Source organism: Pseudomonas putida (genome assembly GCF_028682175.1).
Lineage (GTDB): Bacteria > Pseudomonadota > Gammaproteobacteria > Pseudomonadales > Pseudomonadaceae > Aquipseudomonas > Aquipseudomonas putida_AD.
In genome coordinates, this window is sequence record NZ_JANHKS010000028.1 from 1 (window position 1) to 17,121 (window position 17,121).

Below are 17,121 nucleotides of genomic sequence, written 5' to 3' on the forward strand. Positions count from 1 at the left end.
GCCGTGCTGCTACGGGGTGGGTGGCGAGCCGCCAATCAGGCAGGCACGCGCCAGATTCGTGGCGTCTGTTGTTCCCCACGGCTACATGAAACTTTCTTCATTGCCTGCCCCAGGGTGCGACAAAACGCCACATACCCTGCAAAAACAAGCACTTCCGTACTCTTGCCTGATTGGTAAAAAACTCTTTCCAGAATCGTCGGTTTACTTAGCAAGCTACCAAATTCTATAAAGAACCTACTGCGACGTCCTGCCGCAGATATCAAAGAGTCAGGAGTTTTCAATATGACGGTAACGGTTACTGAACGCGACGAAGCGCACAAATCCCATGAGAGCATCGCGGATGGCATTCAGATCTGGGATGTACGCCAACAAGATCAATTGGTAGGGATGTTCCACCACGAATCGGACGCTCAGCGTTACGCAGCAGAGCTCGCGGAACTGGAAGCCAGGAAGGCGGCAGCGAGCCGTACGTGATTACAGGATCGCAGCAAGACAAAACCCGCCCAGGCGGGTTTTGTCGTCATGGGCTTACCACATCAGATCGTCAGGGATCTTGTACGCCGCATACGGATCGTCGCCATCCGGCTCTTCGGTCGGCTCGCTGAGCAGCACGATACGACGCGGGTCACGTTCCTGGACCTTGAGCGCGGCCTCACGGGGAATCACCTCGTAACCGCCGCCATGGTGCACGATGGCCAGCGAGCCGTTGCTCAGCTTGCTGCGCATCAGCGAGTTGACCGACAGACGCTTGACCTTCTTGTCGTCGACGAAGTTGTAGTAATCCTCGGTGGTCAGCTTCGGCAGGCGCGTAGCCTCGATCAACTGCTTGACCTGCGCGGCACGGGCTTTCTGCTCGGCTTTCTCCTGCTGCTGGCGGTTCAGCTCCTGGTCGCGCTTGGCTTTTTCGGCCATGGCTTCCTGAGCGGCACGCTGGGCGGCATCGTCGGCGACAGCCTGGCCCTTGTGCACCAGACGCTGTTCTTTCTGTTTGCTCTTGGTGACCTGCTTGGCCTGCTTCTCGTTGACCAGACCTGCCTTGAGCAACTGGTCACGAAGGGAAATACCCGCCATCTGTCTTCTCTCTCTGCCTTCTATTCCTAAATCGTCAGCTCAACCGCAGTCTGGCGAGTTCTTTTCCTGGCGCTTGGCTTCACCCCAGAGCGCATCCATCTCTTCGAGGCTGCAATCTTCGATGGGGCGCCGGGCTTCGCGCAAGGCCTGTTCGATAAATCGGAAGCGCCGCTCGAACTTGCCGTTGGCGGCGCGCAATGCGTTCTCCGGATCGACCTTCAGATGCCGGGCCAGATTGACCACGACAAACAGCAGGTCGCCGATTTCTTCGTTGATGCCTTCACGGTCGTTGTCGGCCATGGCTTCGAGGACTTCATCGAGCTCCTCGCGCACCTTGTCGATCACCGGTAGCGCCTCGGGCCAGTCGAAACCGACCTGGGCGGCACGTTTCTGCAACTTGGCGGCGCGGGACAAGGCCGGAAGTACCGTCGGCACGTCGTCGAGCAGCGACAACTGCTCGGGCACATGGGCCTTCTCGGCGCGCTCTTCGGCCTTGATCTCTTCCCAGCGATGCTTGACCTGGTCTTCGCTCAGGCGTGGCGTCTCCAGCGGTGCGTACAGATCGCCCGTGGGGAACACGTGGGGGTGACGACGGATCAGCTTGCGGGTGATGCCATCGACCACGCCGTCGAACTCGAACCGGCCCTCCTCGCGCGCCAGTTGGCAGTAGTACACCACCTGGAACAACAGATCGCCCAGCTCGCCCCGCAGGTCATCGAAATCCCCGCGCTCGATGGCGTCGGCGACTTCATAGGCCTCTTCGAGGGTGTGCGGCACGATGGTCGCGTAGTTCTGCTTCACGTCCCACGGGCAACCGTACTGCGGATCGCGCAGCCGGGCCATGAGGTTGATGAGGTCTTGGAGTGTGTACATGGAAATCCTGTTGGCATTTCAACTCAAGGCATCGCGCGCCTGACCCGACGCCTTCGCGGGCAAGCCCGCTCCCACAGATGAACCCGTTGAACCCTGTGGGAGCGGGCTCGCCCGCGAAGACGTCATCACAAACGCTGCAAACCTCAAGGCGTACGGTTACGCCGCGTCTCGATGATGTTCGGCAACTGCGAGATGCGCCCCAGCAACCGGCCCAGTGCATCCAGCCCCGGAATCTCGATGGTCAGGGACATCAGCGCGGTGTTGTCTTCCTTGTTCGAGCGGGTGTTGACCGCCAGCACGTTGATGCGCTCGTTGAGCAGCACCTGGGACACGTCACGCAACAATCCTGAACGGTCGTAGGCACGAATGATGATGTCCACAGGATAGGTGAGCACCGGCACCGGCCCCCAACTGACCTGGATGATCCGCTCCGGCTCGCGCCCGCCCAGTTGCAGCACCGAGGCGCAGTCCTGGCGGTGAATGCTCACGCCACGGCCCTGGGTGATATAGCCGACGATGGCATCCCCCGGCAGCGGCTGGCAGCAGCCGGCCATCTGCGTCATCAGGTTGCCCACGCCCTGGATCTGGATGTCGCCACGCTTGCCCGGCTTGTAACCGGAGGCTTTGCGCGGAATCAGTTCCAGCTGTTCGTTGCCACGCTCGGGCTCGACCAGTTGCTGCGCCAGGTTGACCAGTTGCGCCAGGCGCAGATCACCGGCACCCAGGGACGCGAACATGTCTTCGGCGGTCTTCATGTTGGCCTTGTCCGCCAACTTGTCGAAGTCCACCTGCGGCAGGGCCAGGCGCAGCAGCTCGCGTTCGAGCTGGACCTTGCCCGCCGCGACGTTCTGATCCCGGGCCTGGAGCTTGAACCAGTGCACGATCTTGGCCCGCGCCCGGGAGGTGGTGATGTAGCCCAGGTTCGAGTTCAGCCAGTCGCGGCTCGGCGTGCCGTGCTTGCTGGTGATGATCTCGACCTGCTCGCCGGTCTGCAGGCTGTAGTTGAGCGGCACGATGCGGCCGTTGATCTTGGCGCCACGGCAGTTGTGGCCGATCTCGGTGTGCACGCGGTAGGCGAAGTCCAGCGGCGTCGCGCCCTTGGGCAGGTCGATGGCGTGACCGTCCGGGGTGAACACGTAGACCCGGTCTGGCTCGATATCCACGCGCAATTGTTCGGCCAGGCCGCCAATGTCACCCAGTTCTTCATGCCATTCCAGCACCTGACGCAGCCAGGAGATTTTCTCTTCGTAATGGTTGGAGCTGGATTTGACGTCGGTGCCCTTGTATTTCCAGTGGGCGCAGACGCCAAGCTCGGCCTCTTCGTGCATGGCGTGGGTGCGGATCTGCACCTCCAGCACCTTGCCTTCGGGGCCGATCACCGCAGTGTGCAGCGAGCGATAGCCGTTTTCCTTGGGGTTGGCGATGTAGTCGTCGAACTCCTTGGGAATGTGCCGCCACAGGGTGTGGACGATACCGAGCGCGGTGTAGCAGTCGCGCATCTCCGGCACCAGCACGCGCACGGCGCGCACGTCGTAAATCTGGCTGAACTCCAGACCCTTGCGCTGCATCTTGCGCCAGATCGAATAGATGTGTTTCGCCCGGCCACTGATGTCGGCGGTGACGCCGGTGGCCAGCAGTTCGTTTTCCAGCTGCGACATCACGTCGGTGATGAAACGCTCGCGATCCAGCCGGCGCTCGTGCAACAGCTTGGCGATCTGTTTGTACTGCTCAGGCTCCAGATAGCGGAAGGACAGGTCCTCCAGCTCCCACTTGATATGGCCGATGCCGAGGCGGTGGGCCAGCGGCGCGTAGATGTCGAAGACTTCCCGGGCAACCCGGTTGCGCTTCTCGTCGGTGGTGTTCTTGACCGCGCGGATGGCGCAGGTCCGTTCGGCCAGCTTGATCAGCGCGACGCGCACGTCATCGACCATGGCCACCAGCATCTTGCGCAGGTTTTCCACCTGCGCCTGAGTGCCCAGCACCAGCGACTGGCGCGGGCTGAGACTGGCGCTGATGGCCGCCATGCGCAGCACGCCGTCGATCAGCTTGGCCACCGTGGGGCCGAACCGCTGGCTGACATCCGGCAGCGGGATCTTGCCTTCACGCACCGCGCGATAAATCACGGCGGCAATGAGCGAGTCCTGGTCGAGCTTGAGGTCGGCCAGGATTTCAGCGATTTCAAGACCCGTCTGAAAACTCGACGTGCCTTCGGCCCAGAGGTTCTTGGCGGCGTTGTCCTGTTGCTCGGCCTGTCGGGCAAATTCGCAGGCTTCTTTCAATGCCTGCCGGTCTACCGCCAGGTCGACGCTGACCACGTGATCAAGCCAAGCGTCGAGATTGATACTGCCGTCTGTGTTTATCGGCTGGTGTGCTCTCACCTGTACCATGTTGCTTACCTTCCCTACGGCGCGATGAAATGCGCCATCAGTCGCCAGCCTTCTACAGCGCACCTGCCTTGCGGGCCTTGCAAGGTTCACGTGCGCGGGCCAGTCGGATTAAACGAGACTCCGTGTGAGGCGCTGACTTGTGTCCTTAAGTCGGCGCTTCACTTACTCGCTTCAAATAACGCCATCGCCTCGACATGCGCTGTCTGCGGAAACATGTCGAGAATTCCGGCACGTCTTAAACGGTAGCCCTGCTTCTTCAATTCGACCGTGTCGCGCGCCAGAGTTGCCGGGTTGCACGACACATACACCAACCGTTCGGCGCCCAGTGACTTGAGCTTGCCGACCACCTCGAACGCCCCGTCACGGGGAGGATCGAGCAGGACCGCGCTGAAACCTTCCGCCACCCAGGCCGCCTTGTCCAGCGGCTGCGACAGATCCGCCCGGTAAAATTTCACATTCTGCAAATCATTGCTCAATGCGTTGTCGGTTGCACGTTGAACCATGGTATCAACGCCCTCCACCGCCACCACTTCGCGCACATTCTGCGCCAGCGGTAGAGCGAAGTTACCAAGCCCGCAGAACAAGTCCAGTACTCGTTCGTCCGGACGTGGCGCAAGCCAGGCCAGCGCCTGTTGAATCATCGCGACGTTGACCTGCGCATTGACCTGCACAAAGTCACCAGGACGATACGCCAGTTGCAGATTCCACGGCGCAAGCTCGTAACCCAACTGCGCCGAAGGGTCCACCGGCTGTGGCTCCCCCTCACCGTGCAACCAGAGCTGCGCGTCGTGGGTTTCACAAAATGCCTTGAGTGTCGCCAAATCCTGCTCGGCCAGCGGCGCGGTATGGCGCAAAAGCACGGCATTGGCCGAACCACTGAACAACTCGACATGCCCCAGCGCCTGCGGCTTGCTCAAGCTTGCAAGCATGGCCGGCAGTGCCGTCATAATCGGCTGCAAGGCCTGTACCAGCACCGGGCATTGGTCGATGGCGATGATGTCCTGGCTGGAGGCTGCGCGAAAACCCACGTCCAGGCGCTTGGCCCTGGCGTCCCAGCGCACGGCGATGCGGGCGCGGCGGCGGTAGGCGTATTCGTTACCGGTCAGCGGCGCGGCCCACTCTTCAGGCTCGACACCGGCCACGCGGCTCAACTGCTCGGCGAGCATGTGCTGTTTGAGGGCAAGCTGTTCGGCATGGGGCATCTGCTGCACGCTGCAACCGCCGCATCGACCGAAATGCGGGCACGGCGCCGGGCGACGCAGGTCGCTTGCCTGAAACACCCGTTCGGTGCGCGCTTCGACCACCTTGCCGTGGGCGCCGAGCACCCGCGCTTCGACCTCCTCGCCGGCCAGGCTGCCCGCGACGAACCAGGTACGACCGTCGACAAAACCGACGCCACGGCCGTCATTGGCCAGGCGCTCGATGGTCAGACGCTGTTTCTTGCCCGTAGGCACCTGCGCGGTCCGTGTGCCGCCACTGGGCTGGAAGCGCAGTCCTGAATCACGCTTGGCCATCAGTTGGGTGCATCGTAGATGCCGGTCGACAGGTAACGGTCGCCCCGGTCACAGATGATCGCGACGATCACCGCGTTCTCGACTTCTTTCGAAATACGCAGCATCCCGGCGACGGCACCGCCCGAGGAGACGCCACAGAAGATGCCTTCCTCGCGGGCCAGGCGACGCATGACGTCCTCGGCTTCGGCCTGGGCCATGTCGACGATGCGATCGACGCGGTCGGCCTGGTAGATCTTTGGCAGGTATTCCTGCGGCCAGCGACGAATGCCGGGAATCGAGGCGCCGTCCATGGGTTGCAGGCCGACGATCTGAATCTCGGGGTTCTGCTCCTTGAGGAAGCGCGAGGTGCCCATGATGGTGCCGGTGGTGCCCATGGAGCTGACGAAGTGAGTGATGGTGCCTTCGGTCTGCCGCCAGATTTCCGGGCCGGTGCCAAGGTAGTGAGCTTCGGGGTTGTCGCCATTGGCGAACTGGTCCAGCACCTTGCCGCGGCCTTCGGCCTGCATGCGCTCGGCCAGGTCACGAGCGCCTTCCATGCCTTCTTCCTTGCTGACCAGGATCAGCTCGGCGCCATAGGCGGTCATCGCGGCCTTGCGTTCGGCGCTGGAGTTGTCCGGCATGATGAGAATCATGCGGTAACCCTTGATCGCCGCGGCCATGGCCAGGGCGATGCCGGTGTTGCCGGAGGTCGCTTCGATCAGGGTGTCGCCCTGATGGATCTGCCCGCGCAACTCTGCGCGGGTAATCATCGACAGCGCCGGGCGATCCTTCACGGAACCGGCCGGGTTGTTGCCTTCGAGCTTGAGCAGCAACGTATTGCTGGTATTCCCGGCCATGCGTTGCAGACGCACCAGCGGGGTGTTGCCGATGCAATCGGCGATGGTTGGATACTGCAGGGTCATGGCGTTTCGCGGTCCAGACGTGCGGGGGTCGCCTATCATACCGGCAATCGCCTCAACCCCATATCACGCAAAGTGAGTTGGATATTTCGAAAAGGAATAAGGGTGTAAAAGGAAGCGACTGACACCACTTATCCCCGTAGCAGCACGGCTTGCCGGCGGGAGCGGTGGATCAGACAAAGATTCATTGCCTGACACGACGCCCCCGCCGGCAAGCCGTGCTGCTACGGGATCATGTGACGGTTAGAATTTCTGCGGCGGGAAGGCGCATGATCATCCGCAACCCCTGCGCGGTGTTTTCCGCCCACATGTCACCACCCTGCAAACGCAGCGAATTACGCGCGATGCTCAGGCCCAGACCGAAACCGCCGTCCCCCGGCCGGGCGCCGTCCAGGCGAATGAACGGGGCGAAGATGCGCTCCAGATCGCTGTCATCAACGCCGCCGCCTTGATCCTCCAGCCACAGCAGCCAGTCATCGCCATCCAGACGCCCGCCCAGGCGCACGATGCCTTCAGGGGGCGAATGCCGGATCGCGTTGCGCAGGATGTTCTCCAGCGCCTGGGCCAGGGTATTCAGATGCCCGCGCACCCAGCATTCGCTGCCCAGGTCGCAGACCAGTTGCCGCGACGGCCAGCAGCTTTCGAAACAGGCGTTGTCCACCAGCATGTCCCACAGCGCCTGCACCTGAATGTCTTCATCGGGGAGTTTCTCGCGCTCGGCGTCGAGCCAGGCCAGATGCAGGGTGTCGTCCACCAGCCGGCGCATGCCTTCCACTTCGCGCCCCAGGCGCTCACGCAGTTCGGGCAGGCTCTGCTCGGTGTCGCAGGCCACCCGCAGGCGGCTCAGCGGCGTGCGCAGCTCATGGGACAGATCGCGCAACAACTGTTGCTGGATCTGCACCGTGGATTGCAAGCGCGTGGCCATGTGATCGAAGGCGCGGTTGAGTTCGCCCAGCTCGTCCTGACGCGAAGTCATCTGCGACGACAACCCGCTGGACAAGCGGTCGGCACGCCAGGCATTGGCGTGTTCACGCAACTGGTTGAGCGGGCGAATCAGCAGCCGGTACAAACCCACACACAACAAGAGTGTGAACAGCGCCGGGATGATGACGTTGGTCAGCATCTGCCAGATCAGGGCATGCCGCCCCGGCTTGAAGCGCTCGGGCAGCTCGATAATCAGGCTGCCCACGCTGGCGTCCCGGGGGAACGGGATTTTCAGCCAGGGCGCGGTCTTCTGCCGGCGGCTCATGGGCCAGTCGACCCCGCGCATGAAGGTCAGGCGCTGCACCTGGGCGTCGCTGAGGGGCAGACTGCCCAACGATTGCAGGTCGCTGCCGATCACTCCGACCCAGCCGGATTCGTGCTGGCGCACCTCCCTGAGCCAGTCATCGACGCCCTGCTCCTTGCCCACTTCCCAGGCCTGCTCGGCCTCGGCCGCGTAGCTGTTGAGGACCCGCCGCGCATCAGGCGAAAGAAAGGCATTCTGGGTTTCGATATAGCGGCCCCAGTACCAACTGAGCCAGATCATCAGCAGGCAGAAACCCACCAGCAAAATGGCCAGCCGCCAGAACAGCGAGTGCCTTCCCGGCAGTCGAAAGCGTTGTTCAGCCATCCAGGTCAGCCGCCGTCAGCACGTAGCCCTTGCCCCACACGGTACGCACCTGCCGCGCCTCGTAGCCGATGGCCTTGAGCTTGCGACGGATCTGGCTGATGTGCATGTCCAGGCTGCGATCATGCTGGGAATAGCCCCGCTGCAGCACATGCTGATAAAGGAAGGGCTTGCTCAGCACGTCCTCGGGGCTGCGCCACAGGGTTTCCAGCAGGCGGTATTCGCTGCGGGTCAGTTGCGCCGATTTGCCGGCGAAGCCGACGTCGCACAGGCCTTCATCGAAGGTCAGTTCGTCCTGGGCGGGCATCGCAGGCGCCGGCACCGCCATGTTGAACCGCCGCTCCAGTTCCACCCGGCGCAGGATCGCCTCGATACGCACCTTCAGTTCATCGACGCTGAACGGCTTGGGCAGGTAATCGTCCGCGCCATTGCGAAAACCAGTGATGCGGTCGGCCTCGGCTCCCAGCGCCGACATCAGGATGATCGGCATCGAATGCTGGCGCCGCAGGTGGATCAGCACGTCCAGGCCGTTCATGCCGGGCAGCAGGATGTCCATCAGCACCACGTCGAACGGTTGCTGTTGCGCCCGGGCCAGCCCCTCGCTGCCGTTCTGGCACCAGGTGACGTGGAAGCCGCAACGGTCCAGTTGGTCGTGCACGAAGGCGCCCAGCATCGGATCGTCCTCGATGGCGAGTATGCTGGGGCGATGAATGATGGCGGGATTCATTGGCGTCTGCGAGTGATTCTCAAGGCGGCGATTATTCAAGATTGCTTGAGTATCGGCAATGGCGATTGATCCGAACGTTCTGTAGGAGCCTGAGGTGATCGCCAATCAGCCGAGATTCCCCGCACGCAACTGGCTACACTGCGCAAACTACCAAAGGTGCTGTACGTCCCAATCACAGGCAACCATGGTCCGCGTCTTGCCTTCATGAACCGGCATGACGACGTGAACAGGATTGCCGGAGAACAAGTGTGCTGAACAAACTGGGCATCAAAGGCCGCGTATTGCTGCTGACCCTGCTGCCGACCTGCCTGATGGCGGCGCTCCTGGGCGGTTATTTCACCTGGATGCAGCTTTCGGAGTTGCAGACCCAGTTGCTCAAGCGTGGCGAAATGATCGCCAACGAACTGGCCCCGCTGTCGGCCACCGCCCTGGCCAACAACGACAAGGGCCAACTGGACCGCATCGCCGGCCAGGTGCTGGAACAGGCCGACGTACGCGCGGTGTCGTTCCTGGATGCCAACCGCAATCCCCTGGCACACGCCGGGCCGAGCATGATCAACCAGGCGCCGGTCGGCAACAGCACGCACATGCTGCAGCGCTCGGAAAACGACGCCACCCGCTACCTGATGCCCGTTTTCGGGCGTAACCGGCACCTGACCGGCGAAGTGATTCCCGCCGAGGCCGACCGCCTGCTGGGCTGGGTGGAACTGGAACTGTCCCACAGCGGCACGCTGCTGCGCGGGTATCGCAGCCTGTTCGCCAGCCTGCTGCTGATCGCCGTGGGCCTGGGCCTGACCGCCATGCTCGCGCTGCGCATGAGCCGCACCATCAACGGCCCGATCTCCCAGATCAAGCAGGTGGTGGCGCAACTCAAGGACGGCAATCTCGAAGCGCGACTGCCGCCCATGGGCAGCCACGAGCTGGACGAACTGGGCTCGGGCATCAACCGCATGGCCGCGACCCTGCAGAACGCCCAGGAAGAATTGCAGCACAGCATCGAGCAGGCCACCGAAGACGTGCGCCAGAACCTTGAAACCATCGAGATCCAGAACATCGAGCTGGATCTGGCGCGCAAGGAGGCGCTGGAGGCCAGCCGCATCAAGTCCGAATTCCTGGCCAACATGAGCCACGAGATCCGCACCCCGCTCAACGGCATCCTGGGCTTCACCCACCTGTTGCAGAAGAGCGAACTGACCCCGCGCCAGTACGATTACCTGGGCACCATCGAGAAATCCGCCGACAACCTGCTGAGCATCATCAATGAGATCCTCGACTTCTCGAAGATCGAGGCCGGCAAGCTGGTGCTCGACGCCATCCCCTTCAACCTGCGCGACCTGCTGCAGGACACCCTGACCATCCTCGCCCCCGCCGCCCACGCCAAGCAGCTGGAGCTGGTGAGCCTGGTCTACCGCGACACGCCGCTGTCGCTGGTGGGTGATCCGCTGCGGCTCAAGCAGATCCTGACCAACCTTGTGAGCAACGCGATCAAGTTCACCCGCGAAGGCACCATCGTCGCCCGGGCCATGCTCGAAGAAGAAGCCGACGACCAGGTGCAATTGCGCATCAGCGTCCAGGACACCGGCATCGGCCTGTCCAGCCAGGACGTGCGCGCGCTGTTCCAGGCGTTCAGCCAGGCCGATAACTCGCTGTCGCGGCACTCAGGCGGCACGGGCCTGGGGTTGGTGATCTCCAAGCGGCTGATCGAGCAGATGGGCGGGGAAATCGGCGTCGAGAGCAACCCCGGCGAAGGCTCCGTGTTCTGGATCAGCCTGACCCTGCCCAAGACCCGCGACGATCTGGAAGACCTCCCCGCCCCACCGCTCATGGGCCGCCGGGTAGCGGTGCTGGAACATCACGACCTGGCGCGCCAGGCGCTGGAGCATCAACTGGAAGACTGTGGTCTGCAGCCGATGGTGTTCAACAATCTGGAGAACCTCATCAACGGCGTCACCGTGGTGCACCAGACGCCCCACGCCATCGACATGGCGGTGCTCGGCGTGACCGCCCACCAGTTGCCGCCCGAACGCCTGCGCCAGCAGATCTGGGATCTGGAAAACCTCGACTGCAAGGTCCTGGTGCTGTGCCCGACCACCGAGCAGGCGCTGTACCAGGCTTCGGTGCCTGACGCCTACACCCAGTTGCAGGCCAAGCCTGCGTGCACCCGCAAACTGCGGCGCAGCCTGTCGGAGCTGATCAACCCCAAGCAATTGCGCAACGAGCTGCCGGAACCGGTGTCCAGCCGCCCGCCGCGCATCCTCTGCGTCGACGACAACCCGGCCAACCTGTTGCTGGTGCAAACGCTGCTCGAAGACATGGGTGCCAAGGTGCTGGCCGTCGACAGCGGCTACGCGGCGGTTCAGGCCGTGCAGGACGAACCCTTCGACCTGGTGCTGATGGACGTGCAGATGCCGGGCATGGACGGGCGCCAGGCCACCGAGGCGATCCGCAGCTGGGAGACCGAACGCCAGTCGACGTCCCTGCCCATCGTCGCCCTCACGGCCCACGCCATGGCCAACGAAAAACGCGCGCTGCTGCAAAGCGGCATGGACGACTACCTGACCAAGCCGATCAGCGAACGGCAACTGGCGCAGGTGGTGCTCAAGTGGACCGGCCTTGCGCTGCGCAACCAGGCGCCGGAGCGACACCCGGAAATCAGTCATGGCGGCGTCAGCCTGCAGGTGCTCGATCATGAGGAAGGCCTGCGACTGGCGGCAGGCAAGGTCGATCTGGCGGCCGACATGCTGGCGATGCTGCTGGCCTCCCTTGAGACTGACCGCGAGGCCATCCGCGCCGCACGCGAGGCCGATGATCAGGTGGCCCTGATCGAGCGGGTCCACCGCCTTCACGGTGCCACCCGCTACTGCGGCGTGCCGCAACTGCGCGCCGCCTGCCAACGCAGCGAGACCCTGCTCAAGCAGGATTCCCCGGACAGCGACAAGGCCCTGGACGACCTGGAAACCGCCATCGCCCGGCTGGAAGTCGAGGCGCGGGTGAGCGCTTGATGCAGTCCCGTAGCAGCCCGGCCGGGCGGCGCTCCGCTTGCCGGCGGGGGCGTACTCAAGATCGCCCCCGCCGGCAAGCCGTGCTGCTACGGGGTAGCGTACCGCCCTGTAGGAGCGCGCTTGCCCGCGACCGCGGTGGGTCAGATACCCGGGATGCGCCTGACACACCGCCATCGCGGGCAAGCGCGCTCCTACAGGTGTCAGGTGCCAGGTGCCAGGCCGTCGCCCTGGAGCGGGCATCCGTATTCTAAAGTGTTAGCATGCGCGCCTATTTGGAGACCCCCATGGCCGAACACGATTTTCGCTACAGCATGCTCACCCCGCACCACACCCTGATCGAATGCCGCAGCCTGGCGCTGGGCCGCTATCAAGTGACCGGCAACGGCGGCTCGATCAAGCACGACGACGTGCTGCTCGTCACCGTCAAAGGCAGCAAAGACCTCTACATGCGCCTGAACGTGGAAAAGGTCCGTCACCTGATCAACCCGCCCGGCCAATGGGTCGCGGTCGCCAATGGCCCGGCGTTCACGGAGCTGGCGATCCATCAGTGGAAGGTCAACTGCAACGGCTGCGGCAAGGAGCAGGACATCGAATTCATGGTCGATGGCAAGGAAGGCAAAAAGGCCCTGAAACCGGCTGCCACCGCGCGCATCGCCGAACTGGGCTGGAAAACCGTCGGCGAGAACCACCTGTGCCCGGCCTGCGCGAAGAACGCCGCATGAAATGCCTCGCTCTGCCCTTGCTAGCCACTGCCCTGCTGACCGGCTGTGCCAGCGATACTGGTGCGCTCCAGCGTGACCATGGCTATGTGCTGGAGTGGATCGGGGAACGCCCGCTGATCGACAACAGTCACCTGACCATGACCTTGGGCGAGGATGGCCGCGCCTATGGCAATGCGGGCTGCAACCACTGGTTTGCGTCCTACCGGCTGGACGGCGACTCGATCAGCTTCGGCCCCGTGGGCAGCACCCGAAAAATGTGCGCCCCGGCGCTGATGGACCAGGAACACCGCTTCCTGGAAGCCATGGGCAAGGTCGAGCATTGGGATGTATCAGACGTGCAGCAACTGGAGCTATGGCCCGCGCAGGGCCTGCCGCTGCGCTTCTGGCCCGAGGAAGGCTGAGGGTCGCCCACAATCCTGTAGGAGTGAGCTTGCTCGCGATGGCGACCTCAAGACCGCCCCGCCGGCAAGCCGTGCTGCTACGGACCGCGTGAGCGACACAGATCGAAGTAGCAGCCGGGCTTGCCCGCGGGTCGATTCCGAATCCGCCGACGCCGGCAAGCCGGACTGCTACGGGCCGGTTTCGCTCAACCCTTGCCCTTCAACTCCGCCAGCTTCTGCGCCACGCCGGCTGCGGTCTGTTCGCCCATCAACTGCTCGCGCACCTTGCCCTTGTCGTCGATGATGTAGGTCACCGGCAACGCTTCGCTCTTGGGCAGGTCGTACTGGTCGGCTGGATCGTTCGCCAGCACCGTGAACTTTATGCCCAGCGCATTGCTGGCGTTTTTCAGCTCGTCGCCCTGCAAATTATCGAAGTTGACCCCGAACACGCTGACCTTCTGCCCGTTCATCTGCTCGGACAGCTTGTTCAGCTCGGGAATCTCGGTGCGACACGGGCCACACCATTCGGCCCAGTAATTGACCACCAGCCAATGTTTGTCGACCCGTTCACTGGCCACTTTCTGGCCGTTCTGATCGGTGCCCAGATCCACCCCGCACCCGCTGAGCAACATGCTGCCGATAAGTGCTACTGCTGCTGCCAACCGCCTTGCCATGATGCCTGTTCCTTTAAGAGAAAACGTAACCGGGCCCCATCTTGGCCTTTGTCGTCACAGCTGTAGAATAGCCGCCACCTCATGAAAGATGCGACCGCAAATGACCGATCTGACGCTTTATCACAACCCTCGCTGCTCAAAATCCCGTGGCGCGCTGGAACTGCTTGAAGCGCGCGGCCTGACCCCGACCATCGTGCGCTACCTCGAAACCCCGCCTGACGCCGGCCAGTTGCGTGAGCTGCTGGGCAAGCTGGGCATCGGCGCCCGCGACCTGCTGCGTACCGGCGAAGACGAATACAAGACGCTGAACCTGGCCGATGCGAGCCTCACCGATGAGCAACTGATCGCCGCCATGACCGCCCATCCCAAGCTGATCGAGCGCCCGATCCTGATCGCCGGCGACAGGGCCATGATTGGTCGTCCGCCGGAAAAAATCCTGGAGATCCTGCCGTGAGCGCGCCGTACATCCTGGTGCTGTTCTACAGCCGCAACGGCTCGACCAGCGAAATGGCCCGGCAGATCGCCCGCGGTATCGAGATGGGCGGCATGGAAGCGCGCCTGCGCACGGTGCCGGCGATTTCCACCGAATGCGAAGCCGTTGCCCCGAGCATCCCGGAAACCGGTGCTCTCTACGCCACCCTCGACGACCTGAAGAACTGCGCCGGCCTTGCGCTGGGCAGCCCGACCCGCTTCGGCAACATGGCCGCGCCGCTCAAGTACTTCCTCGACGGCACCAGCAGCCTGTGGCTGACCGGCGCGCTGGTGGACAAACCGGCCGCAGTCTTCACCTCCACCGCCAGCCTGCACGGCGGCCAGGAAACCACGCTGATGTCGATGCTGCTGCCGTTGCTGCACCACGGCATGCTGATCACCGGCCTGCCCTACAGCGAAGCGGCGCTGATCGAGACCAGCGGCGGCGGCACGCCCTACGGCGCCAGCCACCACGCCGGCGCAGACGGCAAGCGCCCGCTGGACCCGCACGAAACCAAGCTGTGCCGCGCACTGGGCCAGCGCCTGGCAAAAACCGCACGGGCGCTGGAACCTTCCCGTGGCTAGAAAACCCAAGGTGCTGCCCGCGCTGCAATGGCTGGAACCTCGGGTTCGCTGGAGCCGGGTTGGCGCCTTGCTGTGTTTTCTGGGCCTGATCGCGCTGTTGGCGATCTATTACCTGATCTTCGCCGACGTGCACGGCGCACGGCCTTGGGTGATCCTGTCGATCGAGCTGGTGCCGTTGCTGCTGCTGGCGCCCGGCATGCTGACCGGCAGCGCTCGCGGGCATGCCTGGACCTGCTTTGTGGTGAACCTGTATTTCATCAAAGGCGCTCTGGCCGCCTATGACCCGAGCCGCTCGCTGTTCGGCGTGCTGGAAATGCTGGCGAGCCTGGCGGTGTTCACCAGCGCGTTGCTGTATGTGCGCTGGCGGTTTCAGTACAACCGCAAGCTCGCAGGTGAATCTTCCTGATCTAACCCGCGCATCCTCGTAGCAGCACGGCTTGCCGGCGGGGCGGTGTGTCAGACGACATATCACTGCCTGATCTGCCGCTCCCGCCGGCAAGCCGTGCTGCTACGGGAGTGCGGTTAAACGACGTAACAATGTTCTGGAGAGGGCATGCAAGACTACAAATGGCTCAATGAATACTGCCTCAACCGCTTTGGCTCCGCCGCCGCGCTCGAAGCGCACCTGCCGACTCCCGCCACCCCGAAACAACTCAAGGCCATCAGTGACGACCGCTACCTGTCGACCCTGGCCCTGCGGGTGTTTCGTGCCGGTTTGAAGCACAGCCTGGTCGATGCCAAGTGGCCGGCGTTCGAGCAAGTGTTCTTCGGCTTCGATCCGGAAAAGGTGGTGCTCATGGGCGCCGATCACCTGGAGCGCCTGATGCAGGACGCCCGCATCATCCGCCATCTGGGCAAGCTCAAGAGCGTGCCGCGCAACGCCCAGTTGATCCTCGACATCGCCCACGAACACGGCAGCTTCGGCAACTTCATCGCCCAGTGGCCGGTGACCGACATCGTCGGCCTCTGGCGCTACATGGCCAAACACGGCAACCAGATGGGCGGCCTTTCTGCACCGCGCTTCCTGCGCATGGTCGGCAAGGACACCTTCATTCCCTCCCAAGACGTGGTCGCCGCGCTCAACGCCCAGAACATCGTCGACAAGGTGCCCAGCAGCCAGCGTGACCAGGCGGCGGTACAAGCGGCGTTCAACCAGTGGCACGCCGAAAGCGGCCGTCCGCTGTGCCAGATCTCGATGATGCTGTCCTATACCGTGAACCACTGATCTTTTTTCGTACGAAGTCTTATGACATCAGATGTAACAAATCGAAGGTCGTATACAATATCCGTCACCCACTCATTGCCTGAGTCTTGCGCGTGCCTCTTCTCCTATCCGACGCCCCCAACCTCGGCGTCGCGCCGTCCGCGTCCGAGGTGATCTCCAGGTACCTGCGCGAGTCGATCATTTCCGGCCAGTTCGCCGAAGATGAGCCGATTCGCCAGGACGACATCGCGCGCATTTTCAACGTCAGCAAAATTCCCGTGCGCGAGGCGCTCAAGCGCCTGGAGGCCGAGGGCCTGGTGCAGTTTCATCGCAACAAGGGCGCGGTGGTCACGCGGATCTCGGAGCCTGAGCTGGCGCAGATCTTCGAAGTGCGGGTGTTGCTGGAGGTCCAGGCCATTCGCCTGGCCGTGCCGAGGTTGACGGCAGCCCACATCCGCCGGGCCACGGCCATCTGTGACGAGTTCGTTGCCGACGATGACATCGGCCGCTGGGCCGAGTTGAACTGGGCCTTTCACACCTGCCTGTACGAGGCGGCGCAACGGCCATTCCTGCTGAACATGATTCGCTCCATCCACGACAAGATCGAGCGCTACCTGCGGGTGCAGATGAGCTTCGAGGAAGGCAAGGAGCGCGCCGACCAGGAACACCGCGGCATCCTCAAAGCCTGTGCCGAACGCGACGTCGAGAAAGCCTGCGAATTGATCGAGCATCACATCATGAGCGTCTGCCGCTCGCTGTACACCCACCTGCCCAACGCGTCCACCAGCGAAATCTGAATCCGGACACTGTGCCGATTTCGTCATCCGTGAGGGCGAAATCGGTCAAGACCCGCCCCCTGCTTTACTGCCACTCTGACGCAGCGCCATCCACGGCGCACACCTAACTAGAAGACGTGCATGTATGAAGCACCGCACACCATTTTGCTCCTTTATGTAACACCGCCCGGTCGCCAGCCGCCCGGGAAAACCTTGAAACCCGCCGA

General features: G+C 63.1%; 18 protein-coding genes. 10 read left to right on the forward strand and 8 right to left on the reverse strand.

What is annotated here, in order from left to right:
• Both NPS29_RS18560 and NPS29_RS18565 read left to right on the forward strand, forming a co-directional pair.
• On the forward strand, positions 1 to 229 hold a 229-nt coding region (locus tag NPS29_RS18560), incomplete at its 5' end, for a hypothetical protein (RefSeq protein WP_274134203.1).
• 53 nt (positions 230 to 282) lie between these two features.
• On the forward strand, positions 283 to 474 hold the full coding sequence (locus tag NPS29_RS18565) for a hypothetical protein (RefSeq protein ID WP_274134204.1): 192 nt from the start codon (positions 283 to 285) through the stop codon (positions 472 to 474).
• A gap of 54 nt (positions 475 to 528) precedes the next feature.
• Here the strand turns inward: NPS29_RS18565 and NPS29_RS18570 are convergent, their stop codons facing one another.
• The 7 genes from NPS29_RS18570 to NPS29_RS18600 form a co-directional block, all read right to left on the reverse strand.
• On the reverse strand, positions 529 to 1,071 hold the full coding sequence (locus NPS29_RS18570) for a DUF2058 domain-containing protein (RefSeq protein ID WP_274134205.1): 543 nt from the start codon (positions 1,069 to 1,071) through the stop codon (positions 529 to 531).
• 39 nt (positions 1,072 to 1,110) lie between these two features.
• Positions 1,111 to 1,944 carry a nucleoside triphosphate pyrophosphohydrolase gene (mazG, locus tag NPS29_RS18575; protein WP_274134206.1) on the reverse strand — a complete coding sequence of 278 codons (834 nt, stop codon included), beginning with the start codon at positions 1,942 to 1,944 and terminating at the stop codon, positions 1,111 to 1,113.
• Positions 1,945 to 2,087: 143 nt separating this feature from the next.
• The gene (relA, locus tag NPS29_RS18580) at positions 2,088 to 4,331 is read right to left on the reverse strand and encodes a GTP diphosphokinase (protein WP_274134207.1); all 2,244 of its coding nucleotides are present in this window, start codon (positions 4,329 to 4,331) and stop codon (positions 2,088 to 2,090) included.
• 158 nt (positions 4,332 to 4,489) lie between these two features.
• Positions 4,490 to 5,845, reverse strand: a complete 1,356-nt coding sequence (rlmD, locus tag NPS29_RS18585) for a 23S rRNA (uracil(1939)-C(5))-methyltransferase RlmD (protein ID WP_274134208.1) — start codon at positions 5,843 to 5,845, stop codon at positions 4,490 to 4,492.
• Entirely contained in the window at positions 5,845 to 6,747 is a 903-nt protein-coding gene (gene cysM, locus NPS29_RS18590; RefSeq protein WP_274134209.1) for a cysteine synthase CysM, read from the reverse strand. The genes rlmD and cysM overlap by 1 nt, the downstream gene beginning before the upstream one ends.
• A 229-nt stretch (positions 6,748 to 6,976) precedes the next feature.
• Positions 6,977 to 8,356, reverse strand: coding sequence for a sensor histidine kinase (locus NPS29_RS18595; protein WP_274134210.1), 1,380 nt, complete (start codon positions 8,354 to 8,356; stop codon positions 6,977 to 6,979).
• Positions 8,349 to 9,080, reverse strand: coding sequence for a response regulator transcription factor (locus tag NPS29_RS18600; RefSeq protein ID WP_274134211.1), 732 nt, complete (start codon positions 9,078 to 9,080; stop codon positions 8,349 to 8,351). The genes NPS29_RS18595 and NPS29_RS18600 overlap by 8 nt, the downstream gene beginning before the upstream one ends.
• Positions 9,081 to 9,328: 248 nt before the next feature.
• Between NPS29_RS18600 and NPS29_RS18605 the strand changes: the two genes are divergently transcribed.
• The 3 genes from NPS29_RS18605 (at position 9,329) to NPS29_RS18615 (ending at position 13,205) form a co-directional block, all read left to right on the forward strand.
• On the forward strand, positions 9,329 to 12,082 hold the full coding sequence (locus NPS29_RS18605; RefSeq protein ID WP_274134212.1) for a response regulator: 2,754 nt from the start codon (positions 9,329 to 9,331) through the stop codon (positions 12,080 to 12,082).
• Positions 12,083 to 12,366: 284 nt separating this feature from the next.
• Entirely contained in the window at positions 12,367 to 12,804 is a 438-nt protein-coding gene (locus NPS29_RS18610) for a hypothetical protein (protein WP_274134213.1), read from the forward strand.
• A complete protein-coding gene (locus NPS29_RS18615; protein ID WP_274134214.1) occupies positions 12,801 to 13,205 on the forward strand; it encodes an META domain-containing protein in 405 nt (134 codons plus the stop codon). Before NPS29_RS18610 ends, NPS29_RS18615 begins: the two co-directional genes overlap by 4 nt.
• Before the next feature lie 185 nt (positions 13,206 to 13,390).
• Here NPS29_RS18615 and NPS29_RS18620 read toward each other — a convergent pair whose 3' ends face one another.
• On the reverse strand, positions 13,391 to 13,858 hold the full coding sequence (locus tag NPS29_RS18620; RefSeq protein WP_274134215.1) for a TlpA family protein disulfide reductase: 468 nt from the start codon (positions 13,856 to 13,858) through the stop codon (positions 13,391 to 13,393).
• Between the two features lie 100 nt (positions 13,859 to 13,958).
• Between NPS29_RS18620 and arsC the strand changes: the two genes are divergently transcribed.
• The 5 genes from arsC (at position 13,959) to NPS29_RS18645 (ending at position 16,915) form a co-directional block, all read left to right on the forward strand.
• Positions 13,959 to 14,312: an arsenate reductase (glutaredoxin) gene (gene arsC, locus NPS29_RS18625; protein ID WP_274134216.1), complete on the forward strand. Its 354-nt coding sequence runs from the start codon at positions 13,959 to 13,961 to the stop codon at positions 14,310 to 14,312.
• The gene (wrbA, locus tag NPS29_RS18630) at positions 14,309 to 14,914 is read left to right on the forward strand and encodes an NAD(P)H:quinone oxidoreductase (RefSeq protein ID WP_274134217.1); all 606 of its coding nucleotides are present in this window, start codon (positions 14,309 to 14,311) and stop codon (positions 14,912 to 14,914) included. The genes arsC and wrbA overlap by 4 nt, the downstream gene beginning before the upstream one ends.
• Positions 14,907 to 15,320, forward strand: coding sequence for a DUF2069 domain-containing protein (locus NPS29_RS18635; protein WP_274134218.1), 414 nt, complete (start codon positions 14,907 to 14,909; stop codon positions 15,318 to 15,320). The genes wrbA and NPS29_RS18635 overlap by 8 nt, the downstream gene beginning before the upstream one ends.
• A gap of 147 nt (positions 15,321 to 15,467) precedes the next feature.
• Positions 15,468 to 16,139 (forward strand): DNA-3-methyladenine glycosylase I, encoded by a 672-nt coding sequence (locus NPS29_RS18640; RefSeq protein ID WP_274134219.1) that lies wholly within the window; start codon positions 15,468 to 15,470, stop codon positions 16,137 to 16,139.
• A gap of 92 nt (positions 16,140 to 16,231) precedes the next feature.
• The gene (locus NPS29_RS18645) at positions 16,232 to 16,915 is read left to right on the forward strand and encodes a GntR family transcriptional regulator (protein ID WP_274134220.1); all 684 of its coding nucleotides are present in this window, start codon (positions 16,232 to 16,234) and stop codon (positions 16,913 to 16,915) included.
• Positions 16,916 to 17,121: the final 206 nt, after the last annotated feature.